At 54.0% G+C, this 19,390-nt stretch carries 16 protein-coding genes; 13 read left to right on the top strand and 3 right to left on the bottom strand.

The window, feature by feature from the left end; translation table 11 throughout:
- Positions 1-165: 165 nt before the first annotated feature.
- Positions 166-1,644, top strand: a complete 1,479-nt coding sequence (gene ilvC / locus FY046_RS22890; RefSeq protein ID WP_133846876.1) for a ketol-acid reductoisomerase — start codon at positions 166-168, stop codon at positions 1,642-1,644.
- 71 nt (positions 1,645-1,715) lie between these two features.
- Here the strand turns inward: ilvC and ppiC are convergent, their stop codons facing one another.
- Positions 1,716-1,997, bottom strand: coding sequence for a peptidylprolyl isomerase PpiC (gene ppiC / locus FY046_RS22885; RefSeq protein ID WP_133846875.1), 282 nt, complete (start codon positions 1,995-1,997; stop codon positions 1,716-1,718).
- Positions 1,998-2,085: 88 nt separating this feature from the next.
- Here ppiC and rep point away from each other — a divergent pair, with 88 nt between their 5' ends.
- Positions 2,086-4,104 carry a DNA helicase Rep gene (gene rep, locus FY046_RS22880; protein WP_133846874.1) on the top strand — a complete coding sequence of 673 codons (2,019 nt, stop codon included), beginning with the start codon at positions 2,086-2,088 and terminating at the stop codon, positions 4,102-4,104.
- Between the two features lie 40 nt (positions 4,105-4,144).
- On the opposite strand, the gene gppA is transcribed toward rep, so the two are convergent.
- Both gppA and rhlB read right to left on the bottom strand, forming a co-directional pair.
- Positions 4,145-5,629, bottom strand: coding sequence for a guanosine-5'-triphosphate,3'-diphosphate diphosphatase (gene gppA / locus FY046_RS22875; RefSeq protein WP_133846873.1), 1,485 nt, complete (start codon positions 5,627-5,629; stop codon positions 4,145-4,147).
- 6 nt (positions 5,630-5,635) lie between these two features.
- Positions 5,636-6,928 (bottom strand): ATP-dependent RNA helicase RhlB, encoded by a 1,293-nt coding sequence (gene rhlB / locus FY046_RS22870; RefSeq protein WP_133846872.1) that lies wholly within the window; start codon positions 6,926-6,928, stop codon positions 5,636-5,638.
- 128 nt (positions 6,929-7,056) lie between these two features.
- Here rhlB and trxA point away from each other — a divergent pair, with 128 nt between their 5' ends.
- From trxA to wzyE, 11 genes are all read left to right on the top strand, one after another.
- Positions 7,057-7,386 (top strand): thioredoxin TrxA, encoded by a 330-nt coding sequence (gene trxA, locus FY046_RS22865; protein ID WP_133846871.1) that lies wholly within the window; start codon positions 7,057-7,059, stop codon positions 7,384-7,386.
- Between the two features lie 363 nt (positions 7,387-7,749).
- Positions 7,750-9,009, top strand: a complete 1,260-nt coding sequence (rho, locus tag FY046_RS22860; protein WP_056234711.1) for a transcription termination factor Rho — start codon at positions 7,750-7,752, stop codon at positions 9,007-9,009.
- 288 nt (positions 9,010-9,297) lie between these two features.
- Entirely contained in the window at positions 9,298-10,401 is a 1,104-nt protein-coding gene (gene wecA, locus FY046_RS22855) for a UDP-N-acetylglucosamine--undecaprenyl-phosphate N-acetylglucosaminephosphotransferase (RefSeq protein ID WP_133846870.1), read from the top strand.
- Positions 10,402-10,431: 30 nt separating this feature from the next.
- Positions 10,432-11,460: an ECA polysaccharide chain length modulation protein gene (gene wzzE / locus FY046_RS22850; protein WP_133846869.1), complete on the top strand. Its 1,029-nt coding sequence runs from the start codon at positions 10,432-10,434 to the stop codon at positions 11,458-11,460.
- A gap of 48 nt (positions 11,461-11,508) precedes the next feature.
- Positions 11,509-12,639: a non-hydrolyzing UDP-N-acetylglucosamine 2-epimerase gene (wecB, locus tag FY046_RS22845; RefSeq protein WP_446186514.1), complete on the top strand. Its 1,131-nt coding sequence runs from the start codon at positions 11,509-11,511 to the stop codon at positions 12,637-12,639.
- Positions 12,636-13,898, top strand: coding sequence for a UDP-N-acetyl-D-mannosamine dehydrogenase (gene wecC, locus FY046_RS22840; RefSeq protein WP_133846867.1), 1,263 nt, complete (start codon positions 12,636-12,638; stop codon positions 13,896-13,898). The genes wecB and wecC overlap by 4 nt, the downstream gene beginning before the upstream one ends.
- Positions 13,898-14,593: a dTDP-4-amino-4,6-dideoxy-D-galactose acyltransferase gene (gene rffC, locus FY046_RS22835; protein ID WP_159338530.1), complete on the top strand. Its 696-nt coding sequence runs from the start codon at positions 13,898-13,900 to the stop codon at positions 14,591-14,593. Before wecC ends, rffC begins: the two co-directional genes overlap by 1 nt.
- The gene (gene rffA / locus FY046_RS22830) at positions 14,590-15,720 is read left to right on the top strand and encodes a dTDP-4-amino-4,6-dideoxygalactose transaminase (RefSeq protein WP_133846865.1); all 1,131 of its coding nucleotides are present in this window, start codon (positions 14,590-14,592) and stop codon (positions 15,718-15,720) included. Before rffC ends, rffA begins: the two co-directional genes overlap by 4 nt.
- A gap of 1 nt (position 15,721) precedes the next feature.
- Positions 15,722-16,972: a lipid III flippase WzxE gene (gene wzxE / locus FY046_RS22825; RefSeq protein ID WP_159338531.1), complete on the top strand. Its 1,251-nt coding sequence runs from the start codon at positions 15,722-15,724 to the stop codon at positions 16,970-16,972.
- Complete coding sequence (locus tag FY046_RS22820) at positions 16,969-18,045, top strand: TDP-N-acetylfucosamine:lipid II N-acetylfucosaminyltransferase (protein WP_171149782.1); 1,077 nt, start codon at positions 16,969-16,971, stop codon at positions 18,043-18,045. The genes wzxE and FY046_RS22820 overlap by 4 nt, the downstream gene beginning before the upstream one ends.
- Positions 18,042-19,388: an ECA oligosaccharide polymerase gene (wzyE, locus tag FY046_RS22815; protein ID WP_133846862.1), complete on the top strand. Its 1,347-nt coding sequence runs from the start codon at positions 18,042-18,044 to the stop codon at positions 19,386-19,388. Before FY046_RS22820 ends, wzyE begins: the two co-directional genes overlap by 4 nt.
- The last annotated feature ends 2 nt before the right edge of the window (positions 19,389-19,390 follow it).

The raw sequence follows: 19,390 nt of genomic DNA, 5'->3' as shown, positions 1-19,390 counted from the left end.
GAGTCAGGCCTCATTCTTATGTTGCAAAATATGCAATGTCACGTTGTTAATATATCAATTTCAGCAACGCATTTCCTGTCATATGATAAGGTCTATTGAGGGTAAGGAAATAACCTACCCCGACAACAAACAATAATGCGAACACAACCTCATACGGAGTACCCCATGGCTAACTATTTCAACACTTTGAACCTGCGCAACCAGCTGGCGCAATTAGGTAAATGCCGCTTTATGGCTCGCGAAGAATTCGCTGATGAAGCCAGCTACCTGAAAGGCAAAAAAGTCGTCATCGTTGGTTGTGGTGCTCAGGGCCTGAACCAGGGTTTGAACATGCGCGACTCTGGCCTGGATATTGCCTATGCTCTGCGTGCTGAAGCGATTGCTGAGAAACGTGCTTCATGGCGTAAAGCGACCGAAAACGGCTTCAAAGTGGGTACTTACGAAGAACTGATCCCGCAGGCAGACCTGGTGGTTAACCTGACGCCGGACAAACAGCACACTTCTGTTGTTCAGGCTGTTCAGCCGCTGATGAAAGACGGTGCTGCACTGGGCTACTCTCATGGCTTCAACATCGTTGAAGTGGGTGAGCAGGTACGTAAAGACATCACCGTTGTGATGGTAGCGCCGAAATGTCCGGGTACTGAAGTCCGTGAAGAGTACAAACGTGGTTTCGGCGTACCGACGCTGATCGCAGTTCACCCGGAAAATGACCCGAAAGGCGAAGGCATGGCGATTGCTAAAGCCTGGGCAGCAGCGACCGGTGGCCACCGTGCGGGTGTGCTGGAGTCTTCCTTTGTTGCGGAAGTGAAATCTGACCTGATGGGTGAGCAGACTATCCTGTGTGGTATGTTGCAGGCTGGTTCACTGCTGTGCTTCGACAAACTGGTCGCTGAAGGCACCGATGCACCTTATGCAGAAAAACTGATTCAGTTCGGCTGGGAAACCATCACTGAAGCACTGAAGCAGGGTGGTATCACTCTGATGATGGATCGCCTGTCTAACCCGGCAAAACTGCGTGCTTTCGCACTGTCTGAACAGCTGAAAACCATCATGGCACCGCTGTTCCAGAAGCACATGGATGACATCATCTCCGGTGAGTTCTCTTCCGGCATGATGGCTGACTGGGCGAACGACGACAAAAACCTGCTGGGCTGGCGTGAAGAGACCGGTAAAACCGCCTTCGAAACCGCTGCACAGTTTGAAGGTAAAATTGCCGAGCAGGATTACTTCGACCAGGGCGTTGTGATGATTGCCATGGTGAAAGCGGGCGTTGAGCTGGCATTCGAAACCATGGTGGCTGCTGGCATCATCGAAGAGTCTGCTTACTACGAATCACTGCACGAGCTGCCGCTGATTGCGAACACCATCGCACGTAAGCGTCTGTATGAAATGAACGTGGTTATCTCTGATACCGCAGAATACGGTAACTACCTGTTCTCTTACGCAGCAGTACCGCTGCTGAAGGAGTTCATGACCACTCTGCAGGCAGGCGATCTGGGTAAAGCAGTGAACACTGCGACCACCGTTGATAATGCGCAGCTGCGTGATGTGAACGAAGCCATCCGCAACCACGACATCGAAACGGTAGGCCGTAAACTGCGTGGCTACATGACCGATATGAAGCGTATCGCTGTCGCAGGTTAATGACGCGCAGTACCTCCAGGGGCGGATCGACGATCTGCCCGAAAAAAAAGCGCCTGACGGCGCTTTTTTCATTAGTTACGGTACAACACCTTAATGATGTGGTAACCGAACTGGGTATGCAACGGGCCCTGTGGCTCGATCAGTGGGCAGGAGAACACCACTTTATCGAACGCCGGCACCATTGCACCTTGTTTGAACTCGCCTAAATGGCCCCCTTTCTTACCTGACGGACAGGTCGAGTGTTTCTTTGCCAGCTTCTCAAAATCGGCACCTTCTGCCAGCTGGGCTAACAGATCCTGAGCCAGTTTCTCTTCTTTTACCAGAATGTGCAGTGCTGCTGCCATTTTTGCCATGATGTTACCTTGAGTCATAGGGATTTGGCTGGCTATACTACCACGCTGTTATTTTCTTCCCTCTGCAATTTCATTGAGTGACTTATCTATGCGTCTTAATCCTGGTCAGCAACACGCCGTCGAATTTGTTACCGGGCCTTGTCTGGTACTGGCTGGTGCCGGTTCGGGTAAAACACGCGTGATCACCAACAAAATTGCCCATCTGATCCGCGAGTGTGGCTATCAGGCACGCCATATCGCCGCAGTGACGTTTACCAATAAAGCGTCGCGTGAGATGAAAGAGCGTGTGGCACAAACCCTTGGCCGTAAAGAAGCACGCGGACTGATGATTTCGACCTTCCATACCCTGGGTCTGGAGATTATCAAGCGCGAATATGCTGCGCTGGGCATGAAAGCCAAATTTTCGCTGTTTGACGATCAGGACCAGCTGGCATTACTCAAAGATCTGACGGAAGAGTGGCTGGAAAATGATAAAACCCTGCTGCAACAGCTGGTCTCAACGATCTCGAACTGGAAAAACGATCTGATGGATCCCTCGCGTGCGGCAGCGGGGGCGCTGTCCGAACGCGATAAGCTCTTTGCACATTGCTATGCGCTGTATGACAGACACCTTAAATCGTGCAACGTGCTGGACTTCGACGATCTGATCCTGCTGCCCACGCTGTTGTTCCAGCGTAATCTGGAGGTTCGCGAGCGCTGGCAGCAACGCATACGCTATTTGCTGGTGGATGAATATCAGGATACCAACACCAGTCAGTATGAGCTGGTTAAACTGTTAGTGGGTAACCGGGCACGCTTCACCGTGGTAGGGGACGACGATCAGTCAATCTACTCCTGGCGCGGGGCACGGCCACAAAACCTGGTGCTGCTGCAGGAGGATTTCCCGGCGCTACAGGTGATTAAACTGGAGCAGAACTACCGCTCTTCCGAACGCATCCTGAAAGCCGCGAATATCCTGATCGCCAATAACCCACATGTGTTTGAAAAGCGCCTGTTCTCTGAGCTGGGGTATGGCGCCGAGCTAAAAGTGATCACGGCTAACCATGAGGATCATGAAGCAGAACGCGTGACCGGGGAGTTGATTGCCCATCACTTCATCAACAAAACCGGCTACAAAGATTACGCCATTCTCTATCGTGGTAACCATCAGTCGCGGGTGTTCGAAAAGATGCTGATGCAAAACCGCATCCCGTATCGTATCTCTGGTGGTACCTCATTCTTCTCACGCCCGGAGATCAAAGATCTGCTCGCCTACCTACGCGTGCTGACCAATGCTGACGATGACAGTGCGTTTATGCGTATTGTGAACACGCCACGGCGCGAAATTGGTTCAGCCACCCTGCAAAAGCTGGGCGACTGGGCCATGCAGCGTAACAAGAGCTTGTTCAGCGCCAGTTTTGATATGGGTCTGGAGCAGACGCTGAGCGGCCGCGGGCTGGAATCGTTACAGCGCTTTACTCACTGGTTGCAGGAGATTGCCCGGCTGGCCGAACGTGAACCTGTAGCGGCGGTTCGTGATTTGATCCGGGGTATTGATTACGAGAGCTGGCTGTTTGAAACGTCGCCCAGCCCCAAAGCCGCTGAAATGCGCATGAAAAACGTCAATACCTTGTTCCAGTGGATGACGGAAATGCTGGAAGGCAGTGATATTGACGAAGCGATGACGCTGACCCAGGTGGTGACGCGCTTCACCCTGCGTGACATGATGGAACGTGGCGAAAGCGATGAAGATTCCGATCAGGTCCAGTTGATGACGCTGCACGCTTCTAAAGGCCTGGAGTTCCCTTACGTTTTCCTGGTGGGTATGGAAGAAGGGTTGTTACCGCATCAGAGCAGTATTGACGAGAACAACGTCGAAGAGGAGCGCCGTCTGGCTTATGTAGGGATCACGCGCGCGCAGAAAGAACTGACCTTTACGCTGTGCCGCGAACGCCGTCAGTATGGTGAGCTGGTGCGCCCGGAAGTCAGTCGTTTCCTGCTGGAGTTGCCGCAGGATGACTTACAGTGGGAAAGCGAGCGTAAAGTGGTCAGTGCGGAAGAGCGCATGCAGAAAGGCCAGAGCCACCTGGCGAATCTCCGCGCGCAGTTGGCAAAAGCAAAGAAATAGCACCCGGATTAACGCAGCATCACACCGGGCGCAGCAGATTTCAAACGATGACTAATGACCAGTGCACATAGCTTTGCCAGTGTGCCTCCTGCTCCAGCAGCTCTGCACGCAGAGGATGCGCTTCCAGCCAACCTGTCGGCAACGTCAACGTCAGATTATCATCATCCGCCAGTAAACGGACGGCGGGCAGCATGTCATCGCGCCTGCGGCTGGCGAAAATAATCGCTAATCGCAGCAGACGGCACATCCGTTCGGCAACACGTGGCGGTACGGCATTTTGCTGACTTAACAGCGCCAGATCGATACCGTTCACCTGATTTTGCAGCAATGTCGCCAGTAGTTTTTTCTGCGCTGGCGTAAAGCCCGGTAAATCAAGGTGGCGCACCAGATAAGCCGCATGCTGTGGTGCCTGACGGAAATCGACGCTCAGACCAATCTCGTGGATCAGACAGGCACTTTCCAGCAGTTCCCGGCTGCGGTCGTCCAACTTCCACACCTGGCTGACCTGACGGGCAAAACTGTCTGCCAGCTGGCGGACACGCTCTGCCTGCTCAGGGTCAATCGCAAAACGGCGCTGGATATTGTGCAGCGTGCGGTTACGGATATCACGATCCACTGGCAGATGCAGCATGCCATACACCAGACCTTCGCGCAGCGCGCCACCGGCCAGCGTCATGCTGTTGATATTCAGCTCGGTAAAGATAGCAATCAGAATAGACAGGCCGCTGGGGAACACTAACGCGCGCTCAAGAGTCAGCCCTTCAATCTCCAGCTCTTCCAGCTTGCCGCACTGAATAGCGCGCTGTTTCAGTTGCTCAAGTTTACTGAGCGTGATGCGCTCATCCATGCCCTGAGCCATCATAATTTCTTGCAGGGCTTGTACAGTGCCGGACGCGCCCACGCAGACCTGCCAGCCCTGTTCGCGTAAAGCATCAGCCACCGGACGGATCATGGCTCGCGCCGCTTGTTCCGCCTGTTCGAAATTCGCTTTACCCAGATGACGATCGGCAAAATAACGTTCAAGCCAGGTGACACAGCCCATCGACAGACTAAACAGCGTCGTCGTCTGTGAACCTCTGCCGGTGACCAGCTCGGTACTGCCGCCACCGATGTCGACGACCAGTCGTTTGTCCGACCCACCCGTAGTATGCGCAACACCTTGATAAATCAGGCGTGCTTCATCTTCACCGCTAATGACATTGATCGGACAACCGAGGATTTCCTGGGCTTTGACCAGGAAACTACCGGCATTGGCAGCAATACGCAGCGTGGCTGTCGCCACAACGCGGATTTGTTCGGGAGGGATGTCCTGCAGTTGCTCGGAAAACAACCGCAGACACTGCCAGCCTCGTTCCATTGCCTCATCTGAAAGATGATTATCGGCATCGAGACCAGCAGCAAGACGCACCTTGCGCTTGATGCGGGCAATGGTCTGGATACTGCCAGCCACTTCGCGCACCACCAACATATGAAAGCTGTTCGATCCTAAATCGATCGCAGCATAGAGTGATGATGCACTCAGCATGGCGGCTTAACCTGAACGTTTGCGGTTAGGGTTACGCGGTGCGCTACTGCGGCGGTTGTTATTTCCACCACGGCGCGGGCCATTACCAGAACGGTTACGTGTTAAGCGTTTTGGTGGTGGCAATTCGCTCATCAGCGCATCGCTGTTATAGCGACTGACCGCAATGCTGTGACCGATGTATTCTTCAATACCTGGCAGGTTCAGCGCGTACTCTTCACAGGCGAGGCTGATAGAGTGACCATTGGCGCCTGCACGACCTGTACGACCAATGCGGTGAACGTAGTCTTCGCAGTCGTCTGGCAAATCGTAGTTAAATACGTGGGTCACTGCAGGAATATGCAAGCCGCGTGCAGCGACATCCGTCGCGACGAGGATATCGACATCACCCTTGGTGAAATCATCCAGGATACGCAGGCGTTTTTTCTGTGCCACATCGCCGGTTAACAAACCAACACGGTGACCATCTGCAGCCAGGTGGCCCCAGACATCTTCACAGCGGTGCTTGGTATTGGCGAAAATGATGGCGCGATCGGGCCACTCTTCTTCCAGCAGCGTTTGCAGCAGACGCATTTTTTCTTCATTGGAAGGGTAGAACAGCTCTTCTTTAATACGGTGCCCGGTTTTCTGCTCCGGTTCGACTTCAACGTATTCCGCGTTGTTCATGTTCTCAAACGCCAGCTCACGCACGCGGAAGGACAATGTTGCGGAGAACAGCATATTCAGACGCTGGTTGGCGGCAGGCATGCGGCGGAACAGCCAGCGGATATCTTTAATGAAGCCGAGGTCGAACATACGGTCAGCTTCGTCGAGTACCACCACCTGGATGGCGCCTAAATTCACGTGATTCTGTTTAGCGTAATCGATTAAACGACCCGTGGTGGCGATTAACACATCGACACCGCTTTCGAGCACTTTAAGTTGCTTATCATAGCCATCGCCACCGTAAGCCAGACCAAGCTTCAGTCCGGTTACCTGCGCCAGAGGCTCTGCATCCGCATGAATCTGCACCGCCAGTTCGCGCGTTGGTGCCAGAATCAGCGCCCGCGGTTGGTTAACCTGGCGACCTTCCGGTGCGGGGTGAGAAAGAAGATGATGGAACGTTGACGTCAGAAACGCCATCGTTTTGCCGGTACCGGTTTGCGCCTGACCTGCTACATCACGCCCGGAGAGCGTAAACGGTAATGCCAGCGCCTGGATAGGCGTGCAATTATGAAACCCTTTAGTTTCAAGGGCTTCAATAACCTGAGGGTGCAGGGCGAAGTCGGAAAACTTCTGTTCGGTTAAGTGTGTTTTGCTCATAGTGTGGTAGAATATCAGCTTACTATTGCTTTACGAAAGCTTATCCGGTGAAATAAAAGCAGTACAATAAACTCAGCCTTATGCTGCTTAATGCAACATCATGGTAAAGATAATCTCCTGGAGTAAACATGAGCGATAAAATTGTTCACCTGACCGATGACAGCTTTGAAACCGACGTTCTGAAAGCAGAAGGTTTGACGCTGGTTGACTTCTGGGCAGAATGGTGTGGTCCTTGCAAAATGATTGCCCCTATTCTTGACGAAGTGGCCGAAGAGTTTGATGGCAAGCTCACCGTTGCTAAACTGAATATTGATGAAAACCCTGCTACCGCACCTAAGTACGGTATCCGTGGCATCCCAACCCTGCTGTTGTTTAAGAATGGCGAAGTGGCCGCGACGAAAGTCGGCGCACTGTCTAAAGGCCAGCTCAAAGAGTTCCTGAACGCGAACCTGGGCTAATCATGCCGTGCCGGCGCCTTGCGGTTTGAATTTTTCGCTGACCGCTAGACGCCCGGCATTAAGCATGCTAAGTTAAATCTACTGCACTACGCACTTGCCTTGTAGTTTGAATCTTTAGAATTACTCCTTGTTGAACACAGTATTCATCAAAAGTCTTACAGACGTTCAGCAATCTGACGGTTAGTATCAACTGATTTCCGGCTTCTTGTCCTCACCGTCTCCTCGTCTCAGATTTGCGTTTTCCTGCACGTGATCATCGAGTGGACTTCGGAACCAAGAACCAATTAAACAGGCATGGATCTTTCGCCATACCATTCACGACAAACAGTTCATGTTTTACCCCGAGTTTAAGAACCCACCATTATGAATCTTACCGAATTAAAAAATACGCCGGTTTCTGACCTGATTACCCTCGGCGAAAATATGGGGCTGGAAAACCTGGCGCGCTTGCGCAAACAGGACATTATCTTCGCCATCCTTAAGCAACACGCGAAAAGTGGCGAAGACATCTTCGGCGACGGCGTACTCGAGATATTGCAGGATGGATTTGGTTTCCTCCGCTCAGGAGACAGCTCCTACCTCGCCGGTCCCGATGATATCTACGTTTCCCCCAGCCAAATCCGCCGCTTCAACCTCCGCACAGGTGACTCCATCTCTGGCAAGATTCGCCCGCCAAAAGAAGGTGAACGTTACTTTGCACTGCTGAAAGTTAATGAAGTTAACTACGACAAACCGGAAAATGCCCGTAATAAAATCCTGTTTGAAAACTTAACGCCGCTGCATGCCAATTCTCGTCTGCGTATGGAACGTGGCAACGGTTCTACCGAAGATTTGACCGCTCGCGTACTGGATTTGGCTTCGCCGATCGGTCGTGGTCAGCGTGGTCTGATCGTGGCTCCTCCGAAAGCCGGTAAAACTATGCTGCTGCAGAACATCGCGCAGAGCATTGCTTACAACCACCCAGACTGCGTGCTGATGGTGTTGCTGATTGACGAGCGTCCGGAAGAAGTGACCGAGATGCAGCGTCTGGTTAAAGGTGAAGTTATCGCTTCAACCTTCGATGAACCTGCATCCCGTCACGTTCAGGTTGCTGAGATGGTGATCGAAAAGGCCAAGCGTCTGGTTGAGCACAAGAAAGACGTGATCATCTTGCTGGACTCCATCACCCGTCTGGCGCGTGCCTACAACACCGTGGTTCCTGCTTCCGGCAAGGTACTGACCGGTGGTGTGGATGCCAACGCCCTGCATCGTCCGAAGCGTTTCTTCGGTGCTGCGCGTAATGTGGAAGAGGGCGGAAGCCTGACCATCATCGCCACCGCACTGGTTGATACCGGTTCGAAGATGGATGAAGTGATCTACGAAGAGTTTAAAGGTACAGGTAACATGGAACTGCATCTGGCGCGTAAAATCGCCGAGAAACGTGTGTTCCCTGCTATTGACTACAATCGCTCCGGTACGCGTAAAGAAGAGTTGCTTACCACGTCCGAAGAGCTGCAGAAGATGTGGATCCTGCGCAAGATTATTCACCCAATGGGCGAAATCGACGCGATGGAATTCCTTATCAACAAGCTGGCGATGACGAAAACCAATGATGATTTCTTCGACATGATGAAACGTTCATAACAGGTCGTTGGGCTGCGGGCAGACGCCGAACTGATCGTCTGGCCATACCGCAGTCGTCAAATTAAGTACAAAACTCGGGTAACGCCACGCATAGTCGTGGCGTTTTTTGTTTTTGGCCTATAGGCTATCCTGATCTGGGAGAATTAATCTAAAGAACGGCACGGGATACTGATCAATGGGGATATTGATTATGCTTGTCCCGGTGAATAAAATTCAGAATTGAAGAGATGTTATTGGCACAAATATTGCTTATAACATTGTGCAATTCTTAGCAGAGAGCTGGATAATGTGAATTTACTCAATATGAGTACAGAACTTGGCCTGACTTTTTTATTTTCATTGGTGTTTCTTTTCTTTGCACGTAAAGCGGCTAACAAAATTGGATTGGTGGACAAGCCCAATTATCGCAAACGTCACCAGGGGGCTATTCCGCTGGTAGGCGGTATCTCTGTGTTTGCAGGCAGCTGTTTTGCTTTTGCATTGACGAATTTCTACATTCCTCACTCAGTGCTATATCTGGCGTGTGCCGGGTGCCTGGTACTGGTGGGGGCGCTTGATGATCGTTATGACATTAGTGTGAAATTCCGCGCGGTGGTACAGGCGGGTGTCGCCATTGTCATGATGATGAAAGCTAAACTTTACCTGCTAAGCCTGGGCTACATCTTTGGCCCATGGGAACTGGTGGTAGGGCCGTTCGGCTATGTGCTGACGCTGTTTGCTGTCTGGGCTGCGATCAACGCCTTCAATATGGTGGACGGCATCGACGGACTGCTGGGCGGTTTATCCTGTGTGACGTTCCTGGCGATGGGGGTCATCCTCCAGTTTGACGGGCAGAGCAGCCTTGCCATGTGGTGCTTTATCATGATTGCAGCCATCGTGCCCTACATCCTGTTGAATCTGGGAATGTTTGGCCGCCGCTATAAAGTCTTTATGGGCGATGCTGGCAGCACGGTTATTGGCTTCACAATTATCTGGATCCTGTTAGAAGCGACCCAGGGTCAGAACCATCCCATCACGCCAGTGACGGCGCTCTGGCTGATTGCGATTCCATTAATGGATATGGTCGCCATTATGTATCGCCGTCTGAGCAAAGGGATGAGCCCCTTCTCCGCAGATCGCCAACATATTCACCATCTGATCATGCGCGCCGGTTTTACTTCGCGTCAGGCGTTTGTCCTGATCACCGCGGCTGCGGCCCTGCTGGCTATCGTTGGTGTGCTGGGCGAGTACCTTTCATTTGTCCCTGAGTGGATGATGCTGGTTCTGTTTCTGCTGGCCTTTATGCTCTACGGCTACTGCATTAAACGCGCGTGGCGCGTGGCGCGCATGATCAAACGGTTTAAACGCCGTCTGCGAAATAACAATAATGACAGCAAATCTCCTACTGACTGACCTATGCCCTGACGACAAGGAAACAGATGTATGACCTATCCTGACGCTGCAGATAACGAGTTGGATATTCGTGGCCTTTGCTGCACGCTATGGCGCGGTAAGTTATGGATTATTGCGGGTGGTGTGCTCTTTGCCCTGCTGGCCTGGATCTATTCGTTGCTGGTGACGCCGAAGTGGAGCACCACGGCGATTGTGGATCGTCCTACGGTGAATATGTTGTCCGGGTTTTATTCCCAGCAGCAGTTTCTCAATAATCTGGATATTCGTGCTGGCAGCCTGACCGTGGCTCCGCCGACGGTGATGGATGAAGCGTATCAGGAGTTTATGATGCAGCTTTTTGCCTGGGATACGCGTCGTGACTTCTGGCTACAGTCCAGCTATTACCAGCAGCGTAAAAGCGGCAAGACCGGTGAAGACGCCGCCTTACTGGATGAAATGATTGCCAATATCCAGTTCCAGCCCGCCGATAATGCGAAAAATATCAACGATACCGTCAGGTTGATCGCGGAAACAGCAGCAGATGCGAATACCCTGCTGCGCCAGTATGTTGCCTTTGCTAATGCCCGTGCTACCACGCATCTCAATGAAGAACTCGCCGCTGCCTGGGCTGCGCGCAGTATTCAGTTAAAGGCGCAGATTAAGCGTCAGGAAGCGGTTGCCAAAGCCATTTACGACCGTCAGATCAACAGCATCGGACAGGCGCTGAAAATTGCGCAGCAGCAGGGCTTTGAACAAGCAAAAACACAGACCCCTTCCGAGCAATTACCGGACTCTGAAATGTTCATGCTGGGCAGGCCAATGTTGCAGGCGCGGTTGGAAAATCTGCGTGCAACGGGCCCATCCTACGATCTGGAGTACGATCAAAACCGGGCTATGCAGGCGACACTGAATGTCGGTCCTACGTTGGTAAAATCATTCCAGACCTGGCGTTATCTGCGCACACCGGAAGAGCCAGTAAAACGTGACAGCCCACGCCGTGTATTACTGATGATTATGTGGGGCACGGTAGGCGTGCTACTGGGTGCCGGGACTGCGCTGGTGCGCCGCTCTCGCCGTTAAGGGCACTGAATAAGTGCTGTTAAACCATTTCGAATTAAGAGAGTCACGGTGAAAGTATTAACGGTTTTTGGCACGCGTCCCGAAGCGATAAAAATGGCACCTCTGGTGCATGCGCTGGCGCAGGATGAGGACATTGAGTCGCGCTTATGCGTGACCGCACAGCATAGGGAAATGCTCGATCAGGTATTGCACCTGTTTTCCATCGTGCCGGATTACGATCTTAATATCATGCAACCAGGCCAGGGTTTGACCGAGATCACCAGCCGTATTCTGGAGGGTTTGAAGACGGTATTTGCCGATTTCACCCCAGATGTGGTGCTGGTTCACGGCGATACCACGACTACGCTGGCTGCCAGCCTCGCGGCGTTTTACCACCGAATTCCGGTGGGGCACGTGGAAGCGGGGCTGCGCACGGGTGATCTTTGGTCGCCGTGGCCAGAAGAAGCGAACCGTACGCTGACCGGTCATCTTGCCAGCTACCACTTCACCCCGACCGCCAGTTCGCAGCAGAATCTGTTGCGTGAAAATCTGCCCGCATCCCGTATTTTCGTGACGGGCAACACCGTGATTGATGCGCTGTTCTGGGTGCGTGATCGCGTACTCAGTGACGATGCGCTGAGAAATAGCCTGGCAGCTCGCTACCCGTTCCTGGATGCGGATAAAAAGTTGATTCTGGTCACCGGCCACCGTCGTGAAAGTTTCGGTGGCGGCTTTGAGCGTATCTGTAACGCGCTGGCTGAAATTGCACGTCTGCACCCCGACACGCAGATTGTCTATCCCGTGCATCTCAACCCGAATGTCAGCGAGCCGGTAAACCGCATTCTGCGCGGTATAGATAATATTATTTTAATTGAACCGCAGGAGTACCTGCCTTTTGTCTGGCTGATGGATCGCGCCTGGCTGATCCTGACGGATTCCGGTGGTATTCAGGAAGAAGCGCCATCGCTCGGTAAACCGGTGCTGGTGATGCGTGATGCCACCGAGCGCCCTGAGGCGCTGGCAGCAGGCACCGTCAAACTGGTGGGCACAGACGGCGCGAAGATCGTCAGCGAAGTGACCCGTCTGCTCACCGATGAGGACGCGTGGCATGCAATGAGCCTCGCCCATAACCCGTATGGTGACGGGCTGGCCTGCCAGCGCATTGTGCAGGCTCTCAAAAATAATCGGATAACATTATGAGTTTCAATACTATTTCAGTGATCGGTCTGGGTTACATCGGCCTGCCTACCGCTGCCGCTTTTGCTTCGCGCCAGAAGCAGGTGATCGGCATTGATATCAATGCGCACGCGGTCGAAACCATCAACCGTGGCGAGATCCACATTGTCGAACCGGACCTCGATCGCGTGGTGAAAACGGCCGTTGAAGGCGGGTGGTTACGCGCAGCTATGCAACCACAGGCTGCCGATGCTTATCTGATTGCTGTGCCGACACCCTTTAAAGGCGAGCACCAGCCGGATATGGCTTACGTGCAGGCGGCGGCCGTGTCGATTGCCACGGTGTTAAAAAAGGGTGATCTGGTGATCCTGGAATCGACCTCACCTGTTGGCGCTACCGAACAGATGGCGGCATGGTTGGCGGCGGCTCGCTCGGATCTGACGTTCCCACAGCAGGCCGGTGAAAACGCGGATATCCAGGTGGCCTACTGCCCGGAGCGCGTGTTACCTGGCCAGGTGATGGTTGAACTGTTTAAAAACGACCGTGTGATTGGTGGTATGACGCCACGCTGTTCACAGCGCGCCTGCGAGCTGTACAACATCTTCCTGGAAGGCGAGTGCGTGGTGACTAACTCGCGCACCGCTGAGATGTGCAAATTAACCGAAAACAGCTTCCGCGACGTCAATATTGCCTTCGCGAACGAGCTGTCACTGATCGCGGCCGATCAGGGTATTAACGTCTGGGAGTTGATCCGGCTGGCCAATCGCCACCCGCGTGTCAATATTCTGCAACCTGGACCGGGTGTGGGCGGGCACTGCATTGCGGTCGATCCATGGTTTATCGTGGCACAGAATCCGGTACAAGCACGTTTGATCCGTACCGCGCGTGAAGTCAACGACAGCAAGCCGCACTGGGTGCTGGAGCAGGTTCAGCGCCAGGTGGCCGACTGCCTGATGAGCAACAACAAACGCGCCAGCGAGCTGAAAATCGCCTGCTTTGGTCTGGCGTTTAAACCCGATATTGATGATCTGCGGGAAAGCCCGGCGGTACAGGTCACCAAAATGATTGCCGACTGGCATCAGGGCACCACGCTGGTGGTGGAGCCTAACGTGCAGCAACTTCCGGCAAAATTGCAGGACAGCGTGACGCTGATGACGTTGGACGATGCGCTGCAACAGGCCGATGTGCTGGTGATGCTGGTGGACCATCGTGATTTTAAAGCCATTGATCCGACAGCCGTCAGCCAGCAATGGATTGTTGATACGAAAGGTGTCTGGCGTTAGTGAAAGCGACGCTTAAACCCCTGGCGTGGGAAAACGCCTTCTTTGGATGTCACAGTGCTCTGCTTGAATTGCACGGTGATACACCGCTTGATAGCGCGCAACTCGACAGCTATACGCTGGTGCAGGTCAAAGTACTGGCTCAACAGAGTTCAGAGCTGGATGCCCTGAGCGCGTTGGGGTTTCGCCTGGTGGAAGGGGAAGCAGACTGCGTGCTGGGTATCACCCCTGTTGAACGCCCGACGGGCATTCGTATTGCCCGCTCTGAGCATATCCCCATGCTGCGGCAGGTGGCTGAAGAAGCGTTCATCTACAGCCGTTTTCGCGCGCCCTGGTATGCGCCGGGCGACAGCGGGCGTTTTTATGCGCAGTGGGTGGAAAATGCCGTACGCGGCACCTTTGATCACCAGTGCCTGCTGGCGGTGGATGAGCAGGGCGCGATGCAGGGCTTTGTGTCGCTGCGTGAGCTGGAAGACGGCACGGCACGCATTGGCCTGCTGGCTGTAGTGCCAGCCGCGCAGGGGCTGGGCATTGGCCAGCGGCTGATGAACGCAGCTAATGACTGGTGCCGCGCGCGCCGACTGACACGGCTTCATGTCGCAACGCAACTGGGCAATGTTGCCGCGCTGCGACTCTATCTTCGCTGCGGTGGCGTGATTGAACGCACCGCCTACTGGTTATACAGGGAAACGCCATGATTCCGTTTAATGCGCCACCGGTGGTGGGAACTGAACTTGAATATATGCAGTCGGCAATGGGCAGCGGCAAACTCTGCGGCGACGGCGGTTTTACCCGTCGCTGCCAACAGTGGATGGAGCAGCGCTTCGGCAGCCGCAAAGTCCTGCTGACCCCCTCCTGCACCGCATCGCTGGAGATGGCGGCCATCCTGATCGACATTCAGCCCGGTGATGAAGTGATCATGCCGAGCTACACGTTTGTCTCTACGGCCAACGCCTTCGTGCTGCGCGGTGCAACGATTGTGTTTGTCGATGTGCGTCCGGATACCATGAACATCGATGAGTGCCTGATAGAAGCCGCGATCACCGATAAAACCAAAGCCATTGTGCCGGTACATTACGCGGGCGTTGCTTGCGAGATGGACACCATTATGGCGCTGGCGAAAAAGCACCAACTGTGGGTGGTGGAAGATGCTGCGCAGGGCGTGATGTCGACTTACAAAGGCCGGGCGCTGGGCAGCATCGGTCATATCGGCTGCTTTAGCTTCCACGAAACTAAAAACTATACCGCGGGTGGTGAAGGCGGTGCGACGCTGGTCAACGACGCGTCCCTGGTCGAGCGTGCTGAAATCATTCGTGAAAAAGGGACCAACCGCAGCCAGTTTTTCCGCGGCCAGGTGGATAAATACACCTGGCGTGATATCGGCTCCAGCTACCTGATGGCGGATTTGCAGGCAGCATATCTCTGGGCGCAGCTGGAGGCAGCGGAACGCATTAACCAGCAACGTTTGCGCCTGTGGCAGACCTACCACGATGCGTTGCAGCCGTTGGCCGCACGTGGGCGCATTGAGCTGGCTAGCATACCCGCCGACTGTGAACACAATGCCCATATGTTTTATCTGAAGCTGCGTGACCATGATGACCGCAGCGCGCTGATTGCATGGCTGAAAGAGGCCGAAATCCTGGCGGTGTTCCACTATATTCCGCTGCACAGCTCACCCGCGGGGCAGCGCTTTGGCCGTTTCCACGGTGAAGACCATTTCACCCAGACAGAGAGCGATCGCCTGCTTCGTTTGCCGCTGTTCTATAACCTTTCTGATAATAATCAGAAAACGGTGATCAACTCCTTACTGAGCTATTTCTCCTGATATGTCACTGGCAAAAGCGTCAGTGTGGACGGCAGCCTCCACGCTGGTAAAAATTGTCGCCGGTTTGCTGGTGGTGAAAATGCTGGCGGTCTCTTACGGGCCCGCGGGTGTCGGACAGGCGGGGAATTTTCGTCAATTGATTACCGTGCTCGGCGTACTGGCCGGAGCCGGCATTTTTAACGGCGTCACAAAGTATGTGGCGCAGTATCAGCAGCAGCCTGAACAGCTGCGTGCCGTTACTGGCACTGCATCGTCAATGGTGCTGGGATTCTCATTGCTGCTGGCGCTGGTGTTCCTGTTGTTCGCTGCGCCCATCAGTCATGCACTGTTTGGCCATGACCGCTATCAGCAGGTGATCCGTATCGTCGCCTTCCTGCAGATGGGCATCGCCTGGGCTAATCTGGCGCTGGCGATCATGAAAGGTTTTCGTGATGCGGCAGGCAATGCATGGTCGCTGATTATCGGCAGCCTGACCGGCGTTGCTGCATGGTTTGTCTGCTACAAGCTGGGAGGTTACAGCGGTGCACTGATCGGGCTGGCGATGGTGCCTGCGCTGGTGGTGGTGCCGGCAGTGGTTTTGCTGGTGCGTCGCGAGCATCTGCCAATGCGCTATCTGCTGCCCGCCTGGCAGCCGGAGTTCGTGGCTCTGCTGGGTAAGTTTACGCTGATGGCACTGATCACCGCTGTGACGTTGCCCGTGGCGTGGATGATGATGCGTAACCTGCTGGCACAACATGCGGGGTGGGAACAGGTTGGGTTGTGGCAGGGCGTCAGCAGTATCTCGGATGCCTACCTGCAATTTATCACGGCGTCTTTCAGCGTGTATCTGCTGCCCACCTTGTCACGCCTGCAGCATAAGGCTGAGATTTCACGTGAAATTCTGAAGGCGCTGCGTTTCGTACTGCCGGTGGTCGCCGCCGTGAGTTTAACCGTCTGGTTACTGCGTGATGTGGCTATCTGGCTGCTGTTCTCCCGTGAGTTTGCGGCCATGCGCGATCTGTTTGTCTGGCAGTTGACGGGCGATGTACTCAAAGTGGGTTGCTACGTTTTTGGCTATCTGGTCATCGCGAAGGCATCGCTGCGTTTTTATGTGCTGACGGAAGTGAGCCAGTTTATCTTGCTCACCGGCTTTTCCCGCTGGCTGATCCCGCTGCATGGTGCAGCCGGTGCGGCTCAGGCGTATATGGCGACCTATATCGCTTATTTTGCACTCTGTGCAGGCATTTTTATTATTTACCGTAGACGAGTATGACCAGAGTAATCCACCTTTTAGGCTCAGACATCCCTCATCATAACCAGACGGTGTTGAGCTTCTTTGATCAACAGCTGCATGACGTGGTGCCCGTGGCAGCCGCGCGCGAGTTCTGGCTGGTGAGCGCACTGCCTGAGATGGCGCAGCCCTTTACGCGGCTGAATATCCGTGTTTTTGCGAATAAAGCGGCGCTCGCTGCTGCTGTGATTACCACCGGACGCCGTGAGCGTGACACGCGCTTTTTCTGCCACGGTCAGTTCAATCCTCGCTTGTGGCTGGCGCTGTTGTCCGGCCAGCTTAAGCGCTCTCAGATCTATTGGCATATCTGGGGGGCCGATCTGTATGAAGATTCGACCCGCCTGAAATTCCGGCTGTTCTATCTGCTGCGGCGTCAGGCACAAAAACGTGTGGCACAGGTGTTTGCCACCCGAGGTGATATTAATCACTTCCATCAGCGGCATCCGAAGGTTCCGGCTTCTTTACTCTATTTCCCGACACGGCTGGCACAGAATGTGCAAAGCAGTGATGAGCCGCAGGGGCAGCTGACCCTTCTGCTCGGTAACTCCGGGGATGCCAGCAACCGACATATTCAGGCATTGCAGTCCATCCATCAGCAGTTTGGCGATAATGTGCGAGTGAAAGTGCCGCTGGGCTACCCCGCCAATAACGAGGCGTATATTCAGCGTGTGCGCGACGCAGCCGCGGCGTTGTTTGCCCCGGGTGTCGTTGAGCTCCTGACCGAGAAGCTGGCGTTCAGCGATTATCTGAAATTGATCGCCCGTTGCCACCTTGGCTATTTTATTTTTGAACGCCAGCAGGGTATCGGTACGCTGTGTCTGTTGATGCAGGCCAATGTGCCCTTTGTACTTAACCGAAAGAACCCGTTCTGGCAGGATCTGGCAGAACAACAGGTGCCGGTGTTGTTTGAGGGCGATCCGTTGGATGCAGCGACAGTGAAAGAGGCGCGGCGTCAGATGATGTTGCTGGATAAATCACATATTGCCTTTTTCGAGCCGGGCTACCTGAGCGGCTGGCAGCAGGCACTGCGTCGGGTAGAAGGGGACACCGCATGACGTTATTACAGTTTGCCGGGCTGCTGGTGGTGTATCTGTGCTGCTGTGGTTTTATTCTCACGCTGACCTGGCGCGAGTTTCGTCGTGTGCGCTTCAACTTCAACGTATTTTTCTCGCTGCTGTTTCTGCTGACGTTCTTCTTCGGCTTCCCGCTGACCTGCATGTTGGTGTTTGGATTTGATGTTGACGTGGTGCCGCCGGAGTATTTGCTCCAGGCGTTACTGTCAGCGGGCTGTTTCTACGCTATTTACTACGTCAGCTATAAAACCCGGCTGCGGGCGAAGCATCGGGCACCCCCTCGTCAGGTATTTACGATTAACCGTATTGAAGCCCATCTGACCTGGGGCATTCTGGCGCTGGTAGCGCTGGGAACCGTCAGTGTGTTCTTCCTGCACAATGGTTTCCTGCTCTTCAAGCTGCACAGCTACAGCCAGATTTTCTCGGCGGATGTCTCCGGCGTGGCGTTGAAGCGTTTCTTCTACTTCTTTATCCCGGCGATGCTGGTGATCTACTTCCTCAAGCAGGACAAGCGGAGCTGGCTGCTGTTTCTGGTCAGTACCGTAGCGTTTGGGCTGCTGACGTACATGATTGTTGGGGGCACCCGCGCCAACATCATTATTGCTTTTGCCCTGTTCCTGTTTATCGGCATTATTCGTGGCTGGATTACCCTGTGGATGCTAGTGCTGGCGGGGATTGGCGGGATTGTCGGCATGTTCTGGCTGGCGCTGAAGCGCTATAACCTCGATGTTAGCGGCGCGGAGGCGTTTTACACCTTCCTCTATCTGACCCGCGATACCTTCTCGCCGTGGGAGAACCTCGGCCTGCTGCTGCAAAATTATGACAAAATCGATTTCCAGGGGCTGGCACCAATCTGGCGTGACTTCTACGTGTTTATTCCCAGTTGGTTGTGGCATGACCGTCCTTCCATTGTGCTCAACAGCGCGAACTACTTTACGTGGGAAGTGCTGGATAACCACTCCGGGCTGGCCATCTCGCCCACATTAATCGGTTCGCTGGTGGTGATGGGCGGGGCGCTGTTTATTCCGCTGGGGGCGGTTGGCGTTGGGCTGATTATTAAGTGGTTCGACTGGTTATACGAAAAAGGCCAGCAAGAGCAGAATCGCTATAAAGCAGCGATTCTGCAAAGCTTCTGCTTTGGTGCCGTGTTCAACATGATCGTGCTGGCACGGGAAGGGCTGGATTCATTTGTTTCGCGCGTGGTGTTCTTCTGCGTGATTTTCGCGTTCTGTGTGGTGGTGGCGAAGCTGCTGTACTGGCTGCTGGACACCGCGGGTTTAATCCGTGCCCGTGTTCCGGTTCGTCCGCTGTCGACCCAACCGTAACG

The sequence above is a fragment of the Erwinia sp. 1181_3 genome (genome assembly GCF_052824965.1).
This window is presented reverse-complemented; position numbering and strand designations above follow the sequence as displayed.